We start from the raw sequence: 18701 nt of genomic DNA, 5'->3' as shown, positions 1-18701 counted from the left end.
CCCGTCCCCGGCGGGCGTTAAACCAGGAGCATCTTGTCAATGGGCGAATCGACGGGAACCATCGGGAAGACGTTTTCGTTCTCGTCAACGACGAAATCCATTATCACCAGACGATCTATCTTGATGGATTCCTCGATGGCCGGGATCACGTCTTCGGGTTTTTCGATTCGCATCCCCACGGCTCCGTAGGCCTCGGCCAGTTTCACAAAATCCGGAGAAAGCTCCATCCTCGTGTGGGAATAGCGCTCCTCGTAGAAGAGTTCCTGCCACTGCCTGACCATTCCCAGATATCCGTTGTTGAGAATGGCGATCTTCACCGGCAGACGGTGCTGTATGGCGGTGGCGATTTCCTGGATATTCATCTGGATGCTGCCGTCGCCGGCGATATCAAACACCAGACGATTCGGGAAAGCCACCTGGGCGCCGATGGCGGCGGGAAATCCGTATCCCATGGTGCCGAGACCCCCGGAGGTCAACAACGTCCGGGGATCGTTGAAGCGGAAAAATTGGGCCGTCCACATCTGGTTCTGCCCAACCTCCGTGGCGATGATGGCGTCTCCCTTTGTGACGTTGTATATCGATTCCACAACATACTGGGGCTTGATGACGTCTTTTTTCTGGGTATATTCCAGAGGATAGGTGGTCCTCCACTGTTCTATCCGGCCGATCCAGTCCTTTCTCCCGGTCTTCCAGTATTTTTTCAGCTTACCGGCGTGCTTGAGCATCTGAACCAGGACGTTTTTGACGTCCCCCACCACCGGATAATCCACAATGATGTTCTTGCTGATCGATGTGGGATCGATATCGATATGAACGATCTTCGCCCGGGGCGCAAATTCCTCCACCTTTCCGGTCACCCGGTCGTCGAACCGGGCGCCCACGGCGATCAGCACGTCCGCGTGGGTGACGGCCATATTCGCATGATACGTGCCGTGCATGCCCAGCATCCCCAAAAACAAGGGATGAGTGCCCGGGAAACCGCCCAGTCCCATGAGGGAGGCGGTCACCGGTATCGACATCTTCTCCGCCAGCTTCACCACCTCCCCCGCCGCCGAAGAGGAGATAACCCCCCCGCCGATATACAATACCGGACGTTCGGCATTGGAGATGACCTCGAACGCCCGGCGCACCTGTTGTGCATCCGGCTCGGCATGGAAGGAGTAGCTTCTGATATGAATGTCTCCCGGGGGCTCGAATTCCACCGACGACCCGATAACGTCCCGAGGGAGGTCCACTACCACCGGACCCGGCCGCCCGGTGCGGGCGATATAGAACGCCTCTTTTATGATCCGGGCGAGGTCATGCGTGTTCTTGACCAGAAAATTATGTTTGGTGCAGGGACGGGTGATCCCCACAGTATCCGCTTCCTGGAAGGCGTCGTTCCCGATGAGCATGCTGGGAACCTGCCCGGAAAAGACGACCAGGGGGATGGAATCCATGTGCGCCGTGGCCAGGCCCGTCACCGTATTTGTGGCCCCCGGACCGGAAGTGACCAGCACCACCCCCACCTTCCCGGTGGACCGGGCGTAGCCGTCCGCGGCGTGCACCGCCGCCTGTTCGTGGCGCACAAGAATGTGCTTCAGGGGATACTCGGGCATACGGTGATAGAGATTCAACACCGCGCCGCCCGGATATCCGAAAATAACCTCAACCCCCTCGTCCAGGAGTGTTTCGTAGAATATTTCGCTTCCTTCCTTAATCATCGTCTGCTGAGATTCCTGCTGATATCCATCAGGATAAAAAGGTAAAAATCCACCCACGTCCGCTCATATCACCCGGTCTGTGAATACGTGCTATCGGTGCTTTTTGAGAATCCGCTCCATTTTGTCCTTGCCCTTGAGCTTTTGCTTCTGGATGTTCTTGCGTTCTATCTCCTCGGCGGGAGTCAAATAGGGTTTCCGGTTGAACTCCTCAAGAATTCGTTCGAAACTCTCGTGTTCCTCGGCCAGCGCTCGAAACTCGGGATCTTCTTCCATCAGTTTCCTTTTCATTTCCTCTTCTGTCCGACTCATACCCACAACCCCTTCTTAAAATCGATATAATCGAATTATAGTAAATAAAAAAATGTGCGATGTCAATGCCCCAATGACAGGTCTTTGTTCATCCTTCGCTCGTAGTTAATCTCCGCATCGGAACGGCGTATATACAGCGGTACGATGTCCCGATCATCAATCAATTGACCGCTTTCAAAACCCCGCCTCGCCATTTCGGCGCATACCGCCCCGTCAGGGTGCCGGTATTCCTCGGGCACGACGACATGACCCCGGTCGTGCGGTCTCTCGAGAAGATCGCAGCCGCTCCCTACCAGGACCGATGGTTCTTTCAGCTCGTCCAGCAGTACCCCCGGCGTAATCGTCCGATAGGGGGTCTCCCGAACCAGCCCGTCCCCCTCTCCCAGCCGATAGCTTGCGCTGTACAGCTCTCCCCGCCGGGCGTCTATCACCGACGCGACGCGCGCGCCCCCCCTCATCATGTCGCGCCAGGAAGTGGTAGAGACGGCGGTCCCGGCGGTTTTCAGGCCCTCGGCATACTCCAGAAGCCCGCCGGCCAGCACGTCCAGGGTGGATATACCAATCAAAGGCACATCGTGGGCGTAGGAAAGCGCCTTCATGGTCGATACGCCGACGCGAAGGGCGGTGAACGATCCGGGGCCCAGCCCCACCGCCAGGAGGTCCAGATCAGAAAAAGCGAGGCGCGCCTCCCTCAAAGCCTCGATGATCGCCGAAAGCAGCGTCTCCGAGTGGTTTTTATCCGGCAGCGTGACACGCCGGGCGCACAAACGCCCGTCCTCAACGATCCCCACCCCCGCCCTCGGCGTGGCGCTGTCCACACCCAGCACGATCATCGCGGCTACCCTCCGGAAATCAGGCGCGAAATATCAAAATAGAACGCCAGCGCCATCAACGCCACCAGCAGCACGAGGCCGATCTGGAGGGCGATCTCTTTGATCCGAAGATTTATGGGCCTCCCGATGACGCCCTCGATGACGAAAAACATCAGATGCCCCCCGTCCAGTATCGGCACCGGGAGCAGGTTCAAGATGCCGAGGTTGATGCTGATAAGGGCGAGGAAATAGAGAAACTCCATCAGGCCCAGCCGGAACGCCTCGGCGGAGACCTGGGCGATTAAGATGGGACCCCCCAGGTTATTCAGCGGGACCTCGCCCGAGAACATCTTGCCGATGACAAGAAAGGTGATGGCCACTATCCTTCCCGTCTCAGACACCGACGAGCCGATCGCCCCGATCGGCCCCCTCCGATCGTAGTGGTACGAGTCGGACATGGAGATGCCGATCATATACACCTCGTCGGGGAGCATCAGCTCGTTGGTCCCCTCCCTGAGCTCCGGGGTGATGTGAATGACGAGTTCTCCGGTTTCACCGTCCATCGTCCGCTCGACGATAAGCTCCAACTCCCCGCCGCCGGACTCCTGGATCAGCCGGGACATCTCCTCCCACTCGGTGACGGGTATGCCGTCGATGGAGGTGATCCGGTCTTCGGCCATCAGACCCGCCCGCTCGGCGGGGGAATTTGAAAGCACATCCCCCACCACCGATTCCAGCACCGGGACCCCCAGCATGAACACGATCCAGAGGGCGAAGACGGCAAATATGAAATTCGCCACCGGCCCCGCCGCAACGATGAATAATTTCTTAAACGTCCCCTGGGTCAGAAACGAGAAGGGGGCCTCCTCCGGCCCGAGGTCTTCGGTGGGATCGTCTCCCAGCATCCTGACATACCCGCCCAGGGGTATCGCGGAGATCATATAGTCGGTATGCCCAACCTTTTTTCCGAAAAGCCTGGGGCCGAATCCGAGGGAAAACTTGAGCACCCGCACCCCCGACGCCTTGGCGGCCAAAAAATGCCCCAGCTCGTGTACAAAGATCAAAATTCCCAGCACCACGATAAATGCGATTACCGTGCTCATAACTCTTCTCCTGCATTTTCGGCGGCCCCTCGGGCCCAGCGGTCCGCTTCGAACACGTCCTCCAGGTCCGGGGTATCCACCACAATATGTCGTTCCATCACCGCCGCGACGATCGACTCGATGGCGGAAAACGGAAGTTTTCGGTCCAAAAAAAGCTCCACCGCCCGCTCGTTCGCCGCGGAGAGCACCGCGGGCATCGTCCCGCCCACAGCTAACGCCCGACGCGCCAGTCCCAGGGCGGGAAAGCGGGCCTCGTCCGGGGGAAAGAAGGCAAGCCCCCCCTCGACATCGGAAAGCTTCAGCCTTTTGACCTGTGTCTCAATCCTCTCCGGATATGACAGGGCGTAGGCGATGGGTATACGCATGTCGGCGGTCCCGAGCTGTGCGATCTGCGATCCGTCCCGATACTCCACCAGGGAATGCACGATGCTCTGGGGGTGAATCAGGACGTCGATCTTCTCCCCCGGAACGTCGAACAGCCACCTCGCCTCGATGATTTCCAGCGCCTTGTTCATCATCGTGGCGGAATCCACGCTGATCTTCGCCCCCATATTCCATCGGGGATGCCGCACCGCCTCCTCGGGCGTCACGTCATGAAGATCGTCTCTCGTCCTCTGCCAGAACGGCCCCCCGGATGCCGTGAGGATGAGACGGCTGATATGCTCATGTCGGTGCCCCTTCAGGGCCTGGAATATCGCGTTGTGCTCGCTGTCCACCGGAAGGAGGCGCACACCCCTTCGCTTCGCTGCGGCCGTCACGATGCTTCCCGCCGCCACCAGCGTCTCCTTGTTCGCCAGAGCGATGTCCACCCCCGCATCTATCGCGGCAAGTGTGGGCCCCAAGCCCACGGACCCCACCACCGAGGTCAGAAGGATATCCGCATCGGACTGCGCCGCGGCCGTGAGCATTCCCTCCTCTCCGGCCAACACCCGCACACCCCGGGGTATCAGTTTTTTCAACGCTTCCGCCGCCTCCGGGTCACCCATCGCCGCAAGATGCGGCTCGAAGCGTCGGACCTGTTCGGCCATCAGAGAAACGTTTTTCCCCGCCGTCAGGGCCGTCACCGAGAACCGCCGGGGATACCGGGCGATGACATCCAGCGCCTGGGTGCCGATGGACCCGGTGGAGCCAAGAATCGCCACCTGTTTCATAGATTCAGATTGCTGATATATAGTGCGTAATAGTATATGAAGGGGAGGGAAAACACAAAGGAATCGATACGATCCATGATGCCCCCGTGACCGGGAAGGATGCCGCCGGCGTCCTTGACGGCGAACCCCCGCTTGATGAGGGATTCCACCATATCGCCCAGAATGGCGAACATCGCGCCGACCACGCCGAGCATGACCACGTCCAGATATCGGAACATGTCGAAGTGGATATATTTAAAAACCAGCACCACCAGAAACGCCCCGAGCATCCCCCCCAGGGATCCCTCGACGGTCTTCTTGGGGCTGATTACCGGATAGAGCTTATGTTTCCCGAGAAACCGCCCGGCGAAATATCCGCCCGCGTCGGAGCCGAAGTTAATCCCGATGGCCAACAGCGCCCACCAGGGACCGTGGGGCAGCGCGTGTACGGGTATGAGAAACGACAGGAGAAACGCGATATAGAGGATGCCGAACGTCCTGATGAAGAGATTTTGGGCCTTTTTTTGCGGATCGGTCACCCGAAACAGGGAAAACGCCATCGTACAGACAAGCACGAAGGAAAGGGTCGGAACGATCAGGTCCGGGAAACCGACGTAAAACGCCACGGGAAGCGTCAACCCCAGAAGCACATGGGTGCAAATCTGTACGTTGAACTTCTCCGGGTAGAGAAACGACAGGTACTCGTACAGCCCCACGCCCACAACGCATAAGATGAAAATTGAAAAGCCGATATGACCGCTGTGGAAGACTATCAGAATGATGGCAGGTATCGCCACCAGGGCGGTCAAGAGGCGTTTACCCAGCATAACAACACGCTCCCTCTTTATCCTGTTTATTCATATAATACTATATATAATGATAACGCAATGCTACATGCTACCGTGGTTGTCACGTTGGAGGAAGATGTGCCGAATCACCGATGACCTGTGCGGGGCGCGGCGGGATCCCGGCTCCCATTCTCCCCCCTCTTTCCTCTTCCTCCCCACTCCCTCTCCCTTTTACCCGCCTACCGACCCTCCAATTCCCCCCCTTTTTACGCTTCCCCTCTCTGCCCCCACACCCCCTTACCGGTCTCCGTCCTCGCGCACCTGCTCTCCGGTGCGACCGAACCGTCGCTCCCTCCCGGCGTAGTCTTTGAGTATCTCCGTGTATTCCTCTACGGTAAAATCCGGCCAGAGGGTTTTGGTTATAAATATTTCCGTGTACGCGATCTGATACAGCAGGAAATTGGACACGCGAAACTCACCGCTGGTCCGGATGAGCAGGTCCGGATCAGGCAGATCGTTGGTATAGAGATGGCTCGAGATCAGGGCTTCGTCGATATCATCCGGGAGGATTTCTCCCCGGCGGACATCTTCGGCTATTTCACGAAGGGCCCTGACGATCTCCTCCCGAGAGCCGTACGAGAGGGCGAGGTTGAAGACCATCCCGGTGTTTTTCTTCGTGACCTTCTTGCCGGCGTTGATGATATCCTGGACATTCCCGGGGAGCTTGTCTATTCTCCCGATGGTGTGGAGCCTCAGCCCCTCATTCACCATCCGCTCGAATTCCGAGCTCAGGTAATTCGCCAGAATATCCATCAGGGCCGTGACCTCTTCATGGGGGCGGTGCCAGTTTTCCTCTGAGAAGGCATACAGTGTCAGGACCTCGATGCCGATATCTTTGCTGAAATCGATGATCTTTTTTACGACTTCGCTTCCCCGTCGGTGTCCCTCGACACGCTTGAGGTCGCGATCCGTGGCCCATCGTCCGTTTCCATCCATAATAATGGCCACATGACGGGGGAGCTTGTCAATTCCAAGGTCCTGTGCCGACAATGATTTATATCTCCATTATTTCTTGTTCTTTTTGTTTCACCAGCTCGTCGACCTTCTTTACATACTCGTCGGTTACTTCCTGTACCCTGTCCTGGAGTCGGAAGAAGTCGTCCTCGGAGATTTCTTTTTCTTTTTTAAGCTCTTTGAGGAAATCGTTGCTGTCCCGACGCTGGTTGCGAAGGGCCACCCGGTAGTCCTCCGCCATATTCTTGACCAGTTTGACCAGCTCTTTCCTGCGTTCCTCGGTGAGGGTCGGAATGGTGATGCGAATGATTTTCCCGTCATTCTGGGGCGTTAGGCCCAGGTCGGACTTCATTATCGCCTTTTCGATCTCGCCGATGGAGTTGATATCCCAAGGCTGAATGGTGATCAGACGGCTTTCCGGGGCCGAGATCGTCGCCAGCTGGTTCAGAGGTGTGGGAGTACCGTAATAGTCGACCTTGATCCCGTCAAGGAGCGCCGTGGACGCACGGCCCGTACGCACCTTGGCAAGCTCGGAATTGAACGAATCGATTGATTTATCCATGCCCTGTCGTAACTCTTCCAGAACCTCTTGCATTATTCCTCACCTCTCACGATTGTCCCAATATGTTTTCCGGAGATGACGTTTTTGACGTTTCCGGCTTTCAGCAGGTTAAAGACGACGATTGGAAACTTGTTGTCCATACATAATGACAGGGCCGTGGAGTCCATCACCCTCAAACCGCGATTCAGGGCCTCCAGATAGGTGAGGGTGTCGAACATGACGGCGTCCGCATGAACCATCGGGTCCTTGTCATACACGCCGTCCACCTTCGTGGCCTTCAGGAGTACCTCCGCGTCGATCTCCATGGCCCGAAGGGACGCCGCGGTATCCGTGGTGAAGTAGGGATTCCCGGTCCCGCCGGCGAAGATGACGATTCTCCCCTTTTCCAGATGCCTGACGGCGCGTCTCCTGATGTAGGATTCGGCAACCGCCTGTATTTCGATGGCCGACTGTACCCGGGTTTCGAGGCCCGCCCGTTCGAGATATGACTGCAGGGCAAGCGAGTTTATCACCGTCGCGAGCATTCCCATATGGTCGCCCACGGTACGATTCATCCCGCCCGAATCCGCCGCCACCTCCACCCCACGAAAAATGTTACCCCCGCCCACGACCAGCGCCATCTGAACGCCGGTTTGGGCCGCCGCCTTCACCTCACCGGTGATGTAGGTGATGGCCCGGTGGTTGATGCCGAAGGGGTCCTCGCCCGCCAGCACTTCGCCGGAAAGCTTGAGGAGAACCCGTTTGTAGGCGGATGTGGTAATATGTCCCTCCAGACGACGACCTTTGAAAACATCTCCCGGTGGAATTAGTCTGTTTCTTCGCCCATCTGGTAGCGGACGAAACGTCGAATGATGATGTTCTCACCGATGGTGGCGATGATATTGTTCAGGTAATCCTGAACGGTGATATCCGTATCCTTGACGAAGGGCTGCTCCAAGAGACAGACCTCCGTGTAATACTTGCCGATCTTCCCCTCGATGATCTTATCGATCACCTTGTCGGGCTTTCCGGATTCCTTCGCCTGCGCGCGATAGATATCCTTCTCCCGCTCGAGCATCTCGTCCGGGACCTCGTCTTTCGTGACGAAGAGGGGACTGGACGCGGCGATATGCATGGCGACGTCCTTTACAAAGGCCTGAAAGTCCTCGTTGCTGGCGACGAAGTCCGACTCGCAGTTGACCTCCACCATGACGCCGATCTTCCCACCCATGTGAATATATGAGCCGATAACGCCCTCGTTGGCCGCCCGCCCGGCCCTTTTTGCCGCCTTGGAGAGGCCCTTCGTCCTCAGAATATCGACGGCCTTCTCCATGTCGCCCCCGGCCTCGGAGAGGGCGGATTTGCAGTCCATCATGCCTGCACCGGTTTTATCTCTCAGGTCTTTGACCATTTTCGCACTGATTTCCATGTTCATCTCCTCAGGATGCGCTCTCTGGTTATATGCGCACGCGAATTGTCTCTTTCGCCTCGGTGGTATTGTGTGTTTCTATTCGTCTTTTTCTTCCGGAGAATCGTCCGGGACGGTTTCCGCCTCATTTGTCTCCGCCGCTTCCGGCTCCGGCTTCTCCTCGGCTTTTGTCTCCTGCGCCTCGTCGGCCTTATCCGGCTCCTCGCCCGTATCGGGGGCCACCTCCCGCTTGGACTGCTGGCGACCCTGAATGATCGCATTTGTCAGCTTCGAGGAAAAGAGTCGGATGGACCGGATGGCGTCGTCGTTGCCGGGGATGATGTAGTCGATCGGGTCCGGATCACAGTTGGTATCTATCACGGCGATGACCGGGATACCGAGCTTCTTCGCCTCGTTCACGGCGATACGCTCTTTTCTGGGATCGACGACGAAGACCGCGTCCGGAAGCTTCGTCATCTCCTTGATGCCGCCCAGGTTCTTGTTGAGCTTTTCCATCTCCCGGGTGCGTCCGAGCCGCTCCTTTTTCGTCAACGCCTCGGCGGCCTCATCATTCAGAAACACCTCGAGGCGCTTCAGGCGATCGATGCTGTTCTTTATCGTCACGAAGTTGGTCAGAGTTCCGCCCAACCACCGTCCGGTGACGTAGTGCATACCGGCCCGTATCGCCTCTTCCATAATCGCCTGCTGGGCCTGGCGCTTGGTTCCCACATAGAGGATTGTGCCGCCGCTGAACGCGACTTTTGAGATAAACTGGTAGGCCTTATCGAATTCCGCGATGGTTTTTTGCAGATCGATGATGTAGATGCCGTTTCGGGCGCCGAAGATGTACGGCTTCATCTTCGGATTCCAGCGTTTCGTCTGGTGGCCGAAATGCACACCGGCCTCCAGAAGTTCCTTCATTGTAACTGCACTCATGGAATGTTCCTCCTCCATTTCGGTTTGTACCACCGCCCCGCTGGAACCCGGGAGCCCGATGGATCGGCAGTCGTTGTATTCACACAAGCGACGACCACATCCGAAAGGCCACCATCCCTGTTCCCCCTCGGGGCGTGCGTATTGGTCACGAATTTTAAATTATTAGCACAAATATCTTCCTTGCGCAACAGAAAACCGCCCGGACACTCAATTTCGGGCGATCAGAGATATATATCCAGCACAAGACCTGTGACGATCAACAGGCCGGTCGTCAGATGAATGAGAATGGTCTTCGCACACACCCCCACCACCGCCCTTGGGTCGTCATACACCCGCCACAGCTCCCGCACGGCGGCGAAAGCCAGGGGCATCGGAATCAGGGCGAGGAGAGACCAGGTCGGAATGATATCCAGAACAACGCCGACGACGATGGCCGCATACGCAAGAAACAATCCCAGGGCGTATCCGAAGCGTGCGGCGGAACGCCCCAGCGTCACCGGGAGGGTCTTTTTGCCGGTGGCCCTGTCCGCGTCGTAATCGGGGTAGCCGTTGATATACAACACCAGGATGATCAGGATCGCCGTGGGGATGGAGAGCCACCACGCAGCCTCCGTAAAGCCACAGGTCAATACATAACAGGTCCCCAGTATCATCACGGGTCCGAATCCGAGGCCGATGGCGAGCTCCCCCAGCCCACGGCCGATGTAGGCGAGGCCCACACGGTCTATGGAGTAGATCACCACCAGCAGCACGCCGATACCGCCGATGATCAACAGCCGTGGGCCGGACACGAACGTCAGCCCGATGCCGATACACATCCCTACACACAGCAGTACGCTCCCCAGGATCAGGGTTTCCTTCGGCGAGAGTTTCTCCTCCTGGATCAGGCGGCTCCCCCCGGAGAAGGTATTGTAATACCGGTTGATGGTATCGGTGCCGCCCCGGTGATCGAAATAGTCGTTGAGCACGTTGGAGGACGCCTGAAACAGCACCCCACCGATGAGACACGCGAGAAAAAGCACGATATCAAACCGACCCTGTCGGGCGGCCTCTGCGGCCCCGATGGAAATCGGCACCAGCGTTGCGGTAAAAAACGGGACCCTGACGGCCCGAACAATAAGGGCGATCCTGCTTTCAGCTTCTGTAATCTGCATTTATCCTCACATAATCGCACGAAAGATCGGTGGTCATGACCGAAAACGAGCCGTTACCCGACTTCAGATCGATATGTACGCTGAACTCCGGGCCCGCCATAATGCCGGCCGCAGCCCGTTCCGCCTCGGCGCCGGCTCCCAGACCATCCACAGCCACCGGCACATCATTGATGGAAATATCGGCCCGGTTCGGGTCGAAATCGCCGGGTACCATCCCCAGCGCCCCCATGATGCGCCCCCAGTTCGGGTCGCCGCCGAAAAAGGCGGTCTTGACCAGGGGAGACTCCGCCACGGCGAAGGCGGCGTGCCGCGCGGTGTGAGTATCGGGAGCGCCTCTCACGATCACGGTGACGCACTTCGTCGCCCCCTCACCGTCTTTGACGATCATCCCGGAAAGCTCCGAGAGGACGCCGAAAAGACCCTCACACCATGTGTCCATCCCGGCCCCGGAAAGCGGATCCCCCCGTCCCCCGGCCAAGGCCAGTGCCATGTCGTTGGTGCTGGTATCGCCGTCCACGGTGACGGTGTTGAACGTGCCGTTGACGGCGTCTCCCAGAGCATGCTGCAGCATGCCTTTTGAAATCGGGGCATCGGTGACGACGAAAGAGAGCATCGTCGCCATGTCCGGACGGATCATGCCCGCGCCCTTGGCGAAGCCGAGAACACTGTATTCACGATCCCCGACGAGCACCGAACGGCGGGACAATTTCGGGAACGTATCGGTGGTCATGATCGCCCGGGCCGCATCGACGAATCCCGTGGGAGAAAGGGCACGGTTGAGCCCATCAAGGGAGGAGAGAACCGGGTCAACCGGCAATAGAGCGCCGATGACGCCGGTGGAGGCGGGCACCACGAGTTCCTCCACACATCCCAGGATATCCGCCACGGCACGGGTAACCTTCCGCGCGGCCGAGAGACCCCCCTCGCCGGTGCAGGCGTTGGCGTTTCCGCTGTTTATTAGTACCGCCCGGGTCCGTCCCCCCTCGACCCTCTCCGAGGCCACCAGGATCGGCGCCGCCTTCACGCGGTTCTTTGTGAACACCGCGGCGGCTGTCGCCGGTTCATCGGCGGCGATCAGGGCCAGGTCAGCATCCCCGTTTTTCTTGATCCCGCATGCACACCCCGCCGCCCGAAATCCGGGACAGACAAAATGCTCCGCGTCACTCATATCCGTCCCTCCCGTTATCCCGTCGCTGCGGTGACGCCGCAGCATTTCTTGTATTTCTTCCCGCTGCCGCAGGGGCACGGATCGTTTCTGCCCACCTTTTCTCCCTCACGGACGACGGTCTTCTGCTTTTCCCCCGGCGGACGCATCTCTGGGCGGGACTGCGGGAGTCCCTCCCCGCTCTCGGCCGCCGCCGTCCGGGACATGGTATCCGTCACGGATCGATGCACCAGGTTCATGCGGTCCCGCTGCAGGTCCTGACGCTGAGCCTCATCCCGGGCCACCTGCACCCGGAAGAGCTTCGCGATCACATCCCCCTTGACGCTCTCGCCCATCTCCTGAAAAAGATCATATCCCTCCCGCTGATACTCGATAAGGGGATTTCTCTGACCGTAGGCGCGCAGGCCGATGCCCTCCTTGAGCTGATCCATGCCCTCCAGATGTTCCCGCCACGCGGTATCAAGGCTCTGAAGCATGATAATTTTTTCCAGGCGGCGCATCAGCTGCGGCTCGATGTGCTCTTCCTTTGCCTTATAGACCGAGAGCACCCGATCCAGCAGCCATTCGTGAAATTCATCCCGTGGTATGTCGGAGAGCTTCGGATCGGAGGGATCGATGGCGATGGAGAAGAACCTGAGAACCGATTCCGCGAGACCAATAGAGTCCCAATCCTCCAGGTAGCCCTTCCCGTCGGTAAAGGTATAGATAATCTCGTCCACCTTCTCTTCGATCATCTCCAGGATGTCTTCCGCGATGTCGTCCTCACTCAGAATTTCCCGGCGGCGCCGATAGATGGTTTCCCGCTGCTTGTTCATCACGTCGTCGTATTCCAGGAGATTCTTCCGGATGCCGAAGTTGTTCGCCTCGACCTTCGTCTGGGCGCTTTCGATGGCCCTGGTCAGAAGACCGTGCTCGATGGATTCCCCCTCCTGCATGCCCATCCGGTCCATGACGGACGTGATGCGGTCGGCCCCGAATATCCTGAGGAGGTCGTCTTCCAACGAGAGATAGAACTGGGACGATCCCGGATCGCCCTGCCGGCCCGCCCGGCCCCGAAGCTGGTTGTCGATGCGCCGGCTCTCGTGGCGCTCGGTGCCGATGATATGAAGACCGCCCAAATCCGGCACTTCGTCACCCAGGACGATGTCGGTGCCGCGGCCCGCCATGTTGGTGGCGATGGTGACGCTTCCCCGCTGCCCCGCCCCGGCGACGATCTCCGCCTCCCGCTCGTGATGCTTGGCGTTGAGTACCTGGTGCGGTATTTTCCTCAGCTTCAACAGGCGCGAGAGCTTTTCCGATTTGTCAATCGACGTGGTGCCGACCAGCACCGGCTGCCCCTCACCGTGAAGCTCGGCGATCTCGTCGGCCACGGCCAGGAACTTCCCGTTTTCCGTCTTGTATATAACGTCCGAGAACTCATCCCTCCTGAGCGGCTTGTTGGTGGGGATGACCATCACCTGCAGCTCATAGACCTTGGCGAATTCCTCTGCCTCGGTGTCCGCGGTACCGGTCATGCCCGCCAGCTTCTCGAAGAGCCGAAAATAGTTCTGGAGGGTCACGGTAGCGACGGTGCGGGTGGCCTTGGCGATGGTCACCCCCTCCTTGGCCTCAAGGGCCTGGTGAAGTCCGTCGCTGAACCGGCGTCCGGGCATCATGCGCCCGGTGAACTGGTCCACGATGATCACCTCGTCGTTGTGCACCACATATTCCACGTCCCGCTCGAAGAGGGTATAGGCCTTCAGCAATTGGGACATGTTGTGTATCTTGAGCGACTTATCTTCAAATTCGGCGCCGATCTTTTTCTTTTTCTCCTCTCTCTGTTGAGGCGAAAGGGATTCGTCCTGCTCTATCTTGATGTATTCCTCGTTGATGTCCATGCCGTCGAAGAGCTCGCCCACCGACTCTCTGATGACGGCCTGTCCCTGTTCGGTAAAGGAGACGTTGTGCTCCTTGTCCGAAAAGATGTAGTAGAGCCCCGTCTCGAATTCTGAGGTCATCTTGTCCCGGGTGTAGAGGCTCTCCCAGCGCATCATCTCCTTTTTTGTGGATTTATTGTCCGCCGTATACTTCAAAAACCGCTTGTTCTTGGGATCCCCCTTTTCCACCTTGATGAGATTGAGGAACATCCCCTCGTCTTCGTCATCCTTTTCGGCGCTCATGGCCCTATTGAAGATCGCGGCGATCGCCTCCTTCTGGCGGGAGACCAGCTTCTTGATGACCGGCTTGAGCTGATCGTACTGGTGCAGGTCCTGCTCCACCTGGCTGGAGATGATCAGCGGCGTCCGGGCCTCGTCGATGAGGATGGAGTCCACCTCATCCACGATGGCATAAAAGGGCTCCCGCTGAACGTAGTGCGACAGATCGTACTTCATGTTGTCCCGGAGGTAATCGAAGCCGAACTCGTTATTGGTACCGTACACCACATCAGAGGCATACGCCTCTTTCCGTGCGGCGTCGTCCATATCGTGGAGGATGACGCCCACGGTCAATCCCAGAAACTCGAAAATCCGGCCCATCCATTCGCGGTCCCGCCGGGCAAGGTAGTCGTTGACGGTCACAATATAGACGCCCCGTCCGGTCAGGGCGTTCAGGTAGGCGGAGAGGGTCGCCACGAGCGTCTTCCCCTCGCCGGTCTTCATCTCGGCGATTTTTCCGTGGTGCAGGACGATGCCGCCGATAAGCTGGACGTCGAAATGCCGGAGGCCCAAAACCCGGCGGGACGCCTCCCGCACCACGGCGAACGCCTCGGGCAGCAGATCGTCCAGACTCCATCCCTCTTCCAGCCGCTTTTTGAACTGTTCCGTCCTGGCCCTGAGTTCCACGTCGGTCAGCGACATCACCTCCGGTTCCAGGTCGTTTATATCCTCAACAAGCGGAATGATGCGTTTGAGCTCCCGCTCATTCTGCGAGCCGAATATCTTCCGTAAAAGACCGCTCAGCATGGCGTCTCCCTTTCTCTCTCTCGATATATCCGTAACCTTATAATTATACACGAAACCCCGATGGAGGTAAACTCCTTCGGGGTCGAATCATTCATTTTTATCTATTACGTTTTTATCGGTCCATAAGATGAAATCCCTATGCCACCCCTCTTACATAGAATGAATGTGCCACCCGGGATCGACTTTTACCATTACTATCGGCCGTGGGACTGCATTTGTTTTTTAACGGCCTCATCGATCATCCGTGACATCGCCGCCTTTCCGATTGAAGCATGGGCGATGATTTTCGCCCCGGTCGTTACTAACTTCAATAGAATCGAGGCAAGTAAAAAACCGGCAATAAATACCAGACCGGTGGATATAACTTCCACGGGGATAAAATACCCCTCCCGCCCCATTACCAACCCGCTTGTGCTGAAAAATTCAACCCACTGTTCAATAACGGGTGTAATGGTTTCCGGGCTCATAATGGCCTGGTATATTTCCTTGATCGCGACGATGATGAATCCGAGTCCGGTGAGAAGAACCGCAATCCCGACAAAACACGTCAGGAGTCTTATTATAATAAAAAAAGACTCCTGGGCGTTCAAAGATGATGATTCGCTGATTATGAAAGACGACGGCTCGTTGGTGTTCTGCATATTCTCCGTTTATTTCTTCTTGTACAGCCTGCTATTTACACCCCTCAGTTGAGAATATAGTTCATCGGATTGACCGGAACGCCGTTTACCCGGACCTCATAATGGAGGTGCGGGCCGGTGCACAATCCCGTACAGCCCACGGTGCCCAGCTTGTCCCCCCGGCTGACCCGATCCCCCTCCTTGACCAGAATCGTATCGAGATGGCCATACCGGGTCATCAGGCCGTATCCGTGGTCGATGGTGAGCATCTTGCCGTACCCGCTCTCGATCCCGGCGAATACCACCACGCCGTCCGCGGTCGCCGTGATGTTTGTGCCGGTCTTGTTGGCGATGTCAAGCCCCTCGTGCATCTTGAGGGTCTTTGTATAGGGAGAGCGCCGGTATCCGAAGCCGGACGTGACGAATCCTCGGGTGGGCCAGACCGACGGCGTGGAGTTGAGGAGGTTCTTCTGATCCTCCAGATAGCTCAGCAGCTCCTGGAGGCTCTCCTCCCGTATCTTTGATTCCTCCTGGAGATTTTCCAGGTCGACGCGAATCTCCTTGATGAGGGAATCGTGCCGCTTGTCGAGCTCGGTCACGCTCTCCCCCCCCTCCATGATCGGGCCGCCTATGCCGAAAATCTCCTCGCCCTCACCGAACTCGCCGATGTTGGTGATAATACGCAGCTTCTCGTCGAACTGACTGATCTTGTCCATCTGTTCGTTCAGGTCCTCGATCTTCAACGAGAACTCCTGGATTTGATCCCGCAGCTCGCGGTTCTTTTCTCGAAGCTCCGTCACCTCCCTCGCCTTCGTATAAATATCCATGTAGTTATAGAGCATGACGCTGGCGGTGATGAGAATACCCAGGGCAATGACCGAGAGGGTATAGAGGAGATAATTGGAAATGCGGATTTTACGAACCCGGTCGGCCTTCTGGGGTACGACCATGATGGTAAAGTATCTTTTTTTCAGCATGTGGATATACCGAATATTTTTTTTATAGGAATGTTCCGTGAGGCGTAATTAACGCCCACACACACCTTTCCAATTTATATGTATCAATAACGGGGATAAAAGTCAAGGGAAAACCATAATAATCTCCGACCGTTACGACATTGTGGGGATTCTTTTATGTATATATTGTATGCGGAATCCTTTAGAAATCTACATCTTGTGTCAGTGCCGACAGGTCGAATCCCCTCCGCTTCAGCCATGCCTTCACCGTCAGGTAGTAGCCGATCCCCAGACACACCCAGAAGACGAAAAACCAGGTCATAAACATGCTCGTCCGTATCAGCTCGTCAAAGAGGGATACCGTGGCGCCCATAAAGAGCACGATCCCCAGCACTACGCTGACGATGAGGAGCCATACCGGTATCTTCAAAGGCGACGCCTCGTAGCGGTCGGGAAGCTTCTTCGGCAGGACGATCGCCGCGATCAAGACCGGAATGAAGACCACCAAACCGCCGATGGACGCGTATATGGCGAACGCCTTGACCGGCAGCCCGCTGACCACCGCCGCCACGGCGCACAGCCATATGGCCGTCAGGAGATAGTGCGGCGTCCCGAAGCGCGTATTGACCCGGGTCAGGACCTGGGGCATGAGGCGATCCCTGCCGATGATCATAAGTGACTTGGTACCCCACATAAAGGTGGCGTTCAGGGTGGTGGCGATCGCCAGGAGCGCACCAGCCACTATGAAATAGACGAGCGCTCCGCCGCTCAGAAACACTCGGGCCGATTCGGTCAGCGGCTGGTCGGCGCAGAACGTCCAGTCCGTCACCCCCACCGCCACGACACTCATGATTACGTATATGACAAACACCAGGGATATCGAAATGACCAGGGACACCGGGATGACCCGGGCCGGATTCTTGATCTCCCCTCCCAGCTCGATGACCGCGTTCGCCCCCAGATAGGGAAAGGTCAGAAGCGCCGCCGCCGAGAGAACGGACATGCCTCCCAGGGGGAAGAGTATCGAGAAGTAATCCAGGGACACCGCGGGTATCCCCTTGGTCATGTACATCAGCAGGGCGGAAAGGAGAATCAGCACGAAGATCCCCTGGAGCTGGGCGGCAAGACGCACGCCGAAGAGATTGATGACGTAAAAAACGGTCAGGAATACGACGGACCAGATCGTGACGGATATCTCCGGGAAAAAAGCCTTGAGGTACTCGACCATGGTGATTGCATAGAGGGGAAAAAAGCCGAAAAACGCGCCGAGAGCGTAAATCCATATCCCCATGAATGCCGCCATGGGCGAGACCAGCCTGCTGGGATAGGTATAGTTGCCGCCCACGGTGGGTATCGCCGCGCCAAGGAACGCCAGGGGAAGCATCAGAAGCGCGACCGGTATCACCGCCAGCGCATAGGCCAGGGGAAGACCCGCGCCGCATATGCCGATGGCGATGCCGGTCATTGCAAACACACCGGCCCCGATGGTCTGACCCACTTCGATGGCGACCACTTCCTTGAGCCCGAGCACACGCTTGAGACCCAATACACTTTTTTCAGACACCGCTCAATCCTCCTGACTCGAATAGAATAATTATCCTTTATCATGTACGATTACCCTCCCCGAGGTCAAGCATGAAACACAGCTCTCTTAAAAAAACACTATTTTCCCATCTTTGAGGCGATCGATCCATAATTGCTATACTATTTATGTAAATTGTTATAACACTTGACTTAATTATGTTATTTGAGCTACAATTTGTCATGAAACATGAATACACATCGTTCCGTGTGTCTTTTTACTTTTATTTTTATATATCGAAAGCTCACGCCATATGACCAAGACAGGACGATCCCTGCTGATCACCTCCGCAATCATATCGCTTGTAATCATCGGCTTTACGATCTTCGGTGATCGGGGTCTCTTTTCCTATCTCGCACTGAAGGAACAACAGCGTGAAATCAGCAACGAGGTTATCGTTCTGGAAGAAGAAAACAGGGAACTGACCGAGGAGCTGATCAAGCTTGAAAATCCGGTCTATCTCGAGCGGGTGATTCGCTCAACCCTGGGAATGATCAGGCCGGGCGAAACCGTTTATATTTTTCCATCCGAGTAGAAG

The 18701-nt window shown here is 57.0% G+C and carries 18 protein-coding genes; 1 reads left to right on the top strand and 17 read right to left on the bottom strand.

All coding sequences use genetic code 11. The features are described from left to right. Window positions 1-17 precede the first annotated feature (17 nt). From ilvB to JW885_07855, 17 genes are all read right to left on the bottom strand, one after another. Window positions 18-1703 (bottom strand): biosynthetic-type acetolactate synthase large subunit, encoded by a 1686-nt coding sequence (gene ilvB, locus JW885_07935; protein ID MBN1882087.1) that lies wholly within the window; start codon window positions 1701-1703, stop codon window positions 18-20. Window positions 1704-1793: 90 nt separating this feature from the next. Then, on the bottom strand, window positions 1794-2012 hold the full coding sequence (locus JW885_07930; GenBank protein MBN1882086.1) for a DUF465 domain-containing protein: 219 nt from the start codon (window positions 2010-2012) through the stop codon (window positions 1794-1796). Window positions 2013-2074: 62 nt separating this feature from the next. Continuing rightward, window positions 2075-2845, bottom strand: coding sequence for a tRNA (adenosine(37)-N6)-threonylcarbamoyltransferase complex dimerization subunit type 1 TsaB (tsaB, locus tag JW885_07925; protein ID MBN1882085.1), 771 nt, complete (start codon window positions 2843-2845; stop codon window positions 2075-2077). A gap of 5 nt (window positions 2846-2850) precedes the next feature. Beyond that, on the bottom strand, window positions 2851-3927 hold the full coding sequence (gene rseP / locus JW885_07920) for an RIP metalloprotease RseP (protein MBN1882084.1): 1077 nt from the start codon (window positions 3925-3927) through the stop codon (window positions 2851-2853). Further along, complete coding sequence (locus tag JW885_07915) at window positions 3924-5078, bottom strand: 1-deoxy-D-xylulose-5-phosphate reductoisomerase (protein MBN1882083.1); 1155 nt, start codon at window positions 5076-5078, stop codon at window positions 3924-3926. The genes rseP and JW885_07915 overlap by 4 nt, the downstream gene beginning before the upstream one ends. Then, a complete protein-coding gene (locus tag JW885_07910; protein ID MBN1882082.1) occupies window positions 5075-5884 on the bottom strand; it encodes a phosphatidate cytidylyltransferase in 810 nt (269 codons plus the stop codon). Before JW885_07910 ends, JW885_07915 begins: the two co-directional genes overlap by 4 nt. Window positions 5885-6142: 258 nt before the next feature. Next, the gene (uppS, locus tag JW885_07905) at window positions 6143-6841 is read right to left on the bottom strand and encodes a di-trans,poly-cis-decaprenylcistransferase (protein ID MBN1882081.1); all 699 of its coding nucleotides are present in this window, start codon (window positions 6839-6841) and stop codon (window positions 6143-6145) included. Window positions 6842-6899: 58 nt separating this feature from the next. Then, window positions 6900-7457 (bottom strand): ribosome recycling factor, encoded by a 558-nt coding sequence (gene frr, locus JW885_07900; GenBank protein ID MBN1882080.1) that lies wholly within the window; start codon window positions 7455-7457, stop codon window positions 6900-6902. Continuing rightward, window positions 7454-8182 carry a UMP kinase gene (locus JW885_07895; GenBank protein ID MBN1882079.1) on the bottom strand — a complete coding sequence of 243 codons (729 nt, stop codon included), beginning with the start codon at window positions 8180-8182 and terminating at the stop codon, window positions 7454-7456. The genes frr and JW885_07895 overlap by 4 nt, the downstream gene beginning before the upstream one ends. Before the next feature lie 44 nt (window positions 8183-8226). After that, entirely contained in the window at window positions 8227-8829 is a 603-nt protein-coding gene (tsf, locus tag JW885_07890) for a translation elongation factor Ts (GenBank protein MBN1882078.1), read from the bottom strand. Window positions 8830-8907: 78 nt separating this feature from the next. Then, window positions 8908-9744, bottom strand: coding sequence for a 30S ribosomal protein S2 (gene rpsB, locus JW885_07885; GenBank protein MBN1882077.1), 837 nt, complete (start codon window positions 9742-9744; stop codon window positions 8908-8910). Window positions 9745-9965: 221 nt separating this feature from the next. Further along, window positions 9966-10898: a prenyltransferase gene (locus tag JW885_07880; GenBank protein ID MBN1882076.1), complete on the bottom strand. Its 933-nt coding sequence runs from the start codon at window positions 10896-10898 to the stop codon at window positions 9966-9968. Then, complete coding sequence (gene argJ / locus JW885_07875) at window positions 10879-12066, bottom strand: bifunctional glutamate N-acetyltransferase/amino-acid acetyltransferase ArgJ (GenBank protein MBN1882075.1); 1188 nt, start codon at window positions 12064-12066, stop codon at window positions 10879-10881. The genes JW885_07880 and argJ overlap by 20 nt, the downstream gene beginning before the upstream one ends. Window positions 12067-12080: 14 nt before the next feature. Then, entirely contained in the window at window positions 12081-15005 is a 2925-nt protein-coding gene (secA, locus tag JW885_07870; GenBank protein MBN1882074.1) for a preprotein translocase subunit SecA, read from the bottom strand. Between the two features lie 194 nt (window positions 15006-15199). Continuing rightward, the gene (locus JW885_07865) at window positions 15200-15646 is read right to left on the bottom strand and encodes a hypothetical protein (protein MBN1882073.1); all 447 of its coding nucleotides are present in this window, start codon (window positions 15644-15646) and stop codon (window positions 15200-15202) included. Window positions 15647-15690: 44 nt separating this feature from the next. After that, complete coding sequence (locus tag JW885_07860) at window positions 15691-16602, bottom strand: peptidoglycan DD-metalloendopeptidase family protein (GenBank protein MBN1882072.1); 912 nt, start codon at window positions 16600-16602, stop codon at window positions 15691-15693. Window positions 16603-16783: 181 nt separating this feature from the next. Then, window positions 16784-18145: an amino acid permease gene (locus JW885_07855; GenBank protein ID MBN1882071.1), complete on the bottom strand. Its 1362-nt coding sequence runs from the start codon at window positions 18143-18145 to the stop codon at window positions 16784-16786. Window positions 18146-18416: 271 nt separating this feature from the next. On the opposite strand from JW885_07855, the gene JW885_07850 reads away from it, so the two are divergent. Next, entirely contained in the window at window positions 18417-18698 is a 282-nt protein-coding gene (locus JW885_07850) for a septum formation initiator family protein (protein ID MBN1882070.1), read from the top strand. Window positions 18699-18701 lie beyond the last annotated feature (3 nt).

Source organism: Candidatus Zymogenaceae bacterium (genome assembly GCA_016931225.1).
Lineage (GTDB): Bacteria > Desulfobacterota > Zymogenia > Zymogenales > Zymogenaceae > JAFGFE01.
This window is presented reverse-complemented; position numbering and strand designations above follow the sequence as displayed.

Bases quoted from the DNA above. Each gene is read 5' to 3' on its own strand.
- ilvB (MBN1882087.1), bottom strand. From the start codon at position 1,703: ATGATTAAGGAAGGAAGCGAAATATTCTACGAAACACTCCTGGACGAG.
- JW885_07930 (MBN1882086.1), bottom strand. From the start codon at position 2,012: ATGAGTCGGACAGAAGAGGAAATGAAAAGGAAACTGATGGAAGAAGAT.
- tsaB (MBN1882085.1), bottom strand. From the start codon at position 2,845: ATGATCGTGCTGGGTGTGGACAGCGCCACGCCGAGGGCGGGGGTGGGG.
- rseP (MBN1882084.1), bottom strand. From the start codon at position 3,927: ATGAGCACGGTAATCGCATTTATCGTGGTGCTGGGAATTTTGATCTTT.
- JW885_07915 (MBN1882083.1), bottom strand. From the start codon at position 5,078: ATGAAACAGGTGGCGATTCTTGGCTCCACCGGGTCCATCGGCACCCAG.
- JW885_07910 (MBN1882082.1), bottom strand. From the start codon at position 5,884: ATGCTGGGTAAACGCCTCTTGACCGCCCTGGTGGCGATACCTGCCATC.
- uppS (MBN1882081.1), bottom strand. From the start codon at position 6,841: ATGGATGGAAACGGACGATGGGCCACGGATCGCGACCTCAAGCGTGTC.
- tsf (MBN1882078.1), bottom strand. From the start codon at position 8,829: ATGGAAATCAGTGCGAAAATGGTCAAAGACCTGAGAGATAAAACCGGT.
- rpsB (MBN1882077.1), bottom strand. From the start codon at position 9,744: ATGAGTGCAGTTACAATGAAGGAACTTCTGGAGGCCGGTGTGCATTTC.
- JW885_07880 (MBN1882076.1), bottom strand. From the start codon at position 10,898: ATGCAGATTACAGAAGCTGAAAGCAGGATCGCCCTTATTGTTCGGGCC.
- argJ (MBN1882075.1), bottom strand. From the start codon at position 12,066: ATGAGTGACGCGGAGCATTTTGTCTGTCCCGGATTTCGGGCGGCGGGG.
- secA (MBN1882074.1), bottom strand. From the start codon at position 15,005: ATGCTGAGCGGTCTTTTACGGAAGATATTCGGCTCGCAGAATGAGCGG.
- JW885_07865 (MBN1882073.1), bottom strand. From the start codon at position 15,646: ATGCAGAACACCAACGAGCCGTCGTCTTTCATAATCAGCGAATCATCA.
- JW885_07860 (MBN1882072.1), bottom strand. From the start codon at position 16,602: ATGCTGAAAAAAAGATACTTTACCATCATGGTCGTACCCCAGAAGGCC.
- JW885_07850 (MBN1882070.1), top strand. From the start codon at position 18,417: ATGACCAAGACAGGACGATCCCTGCTGATCACCTCCGCAATCATATCG.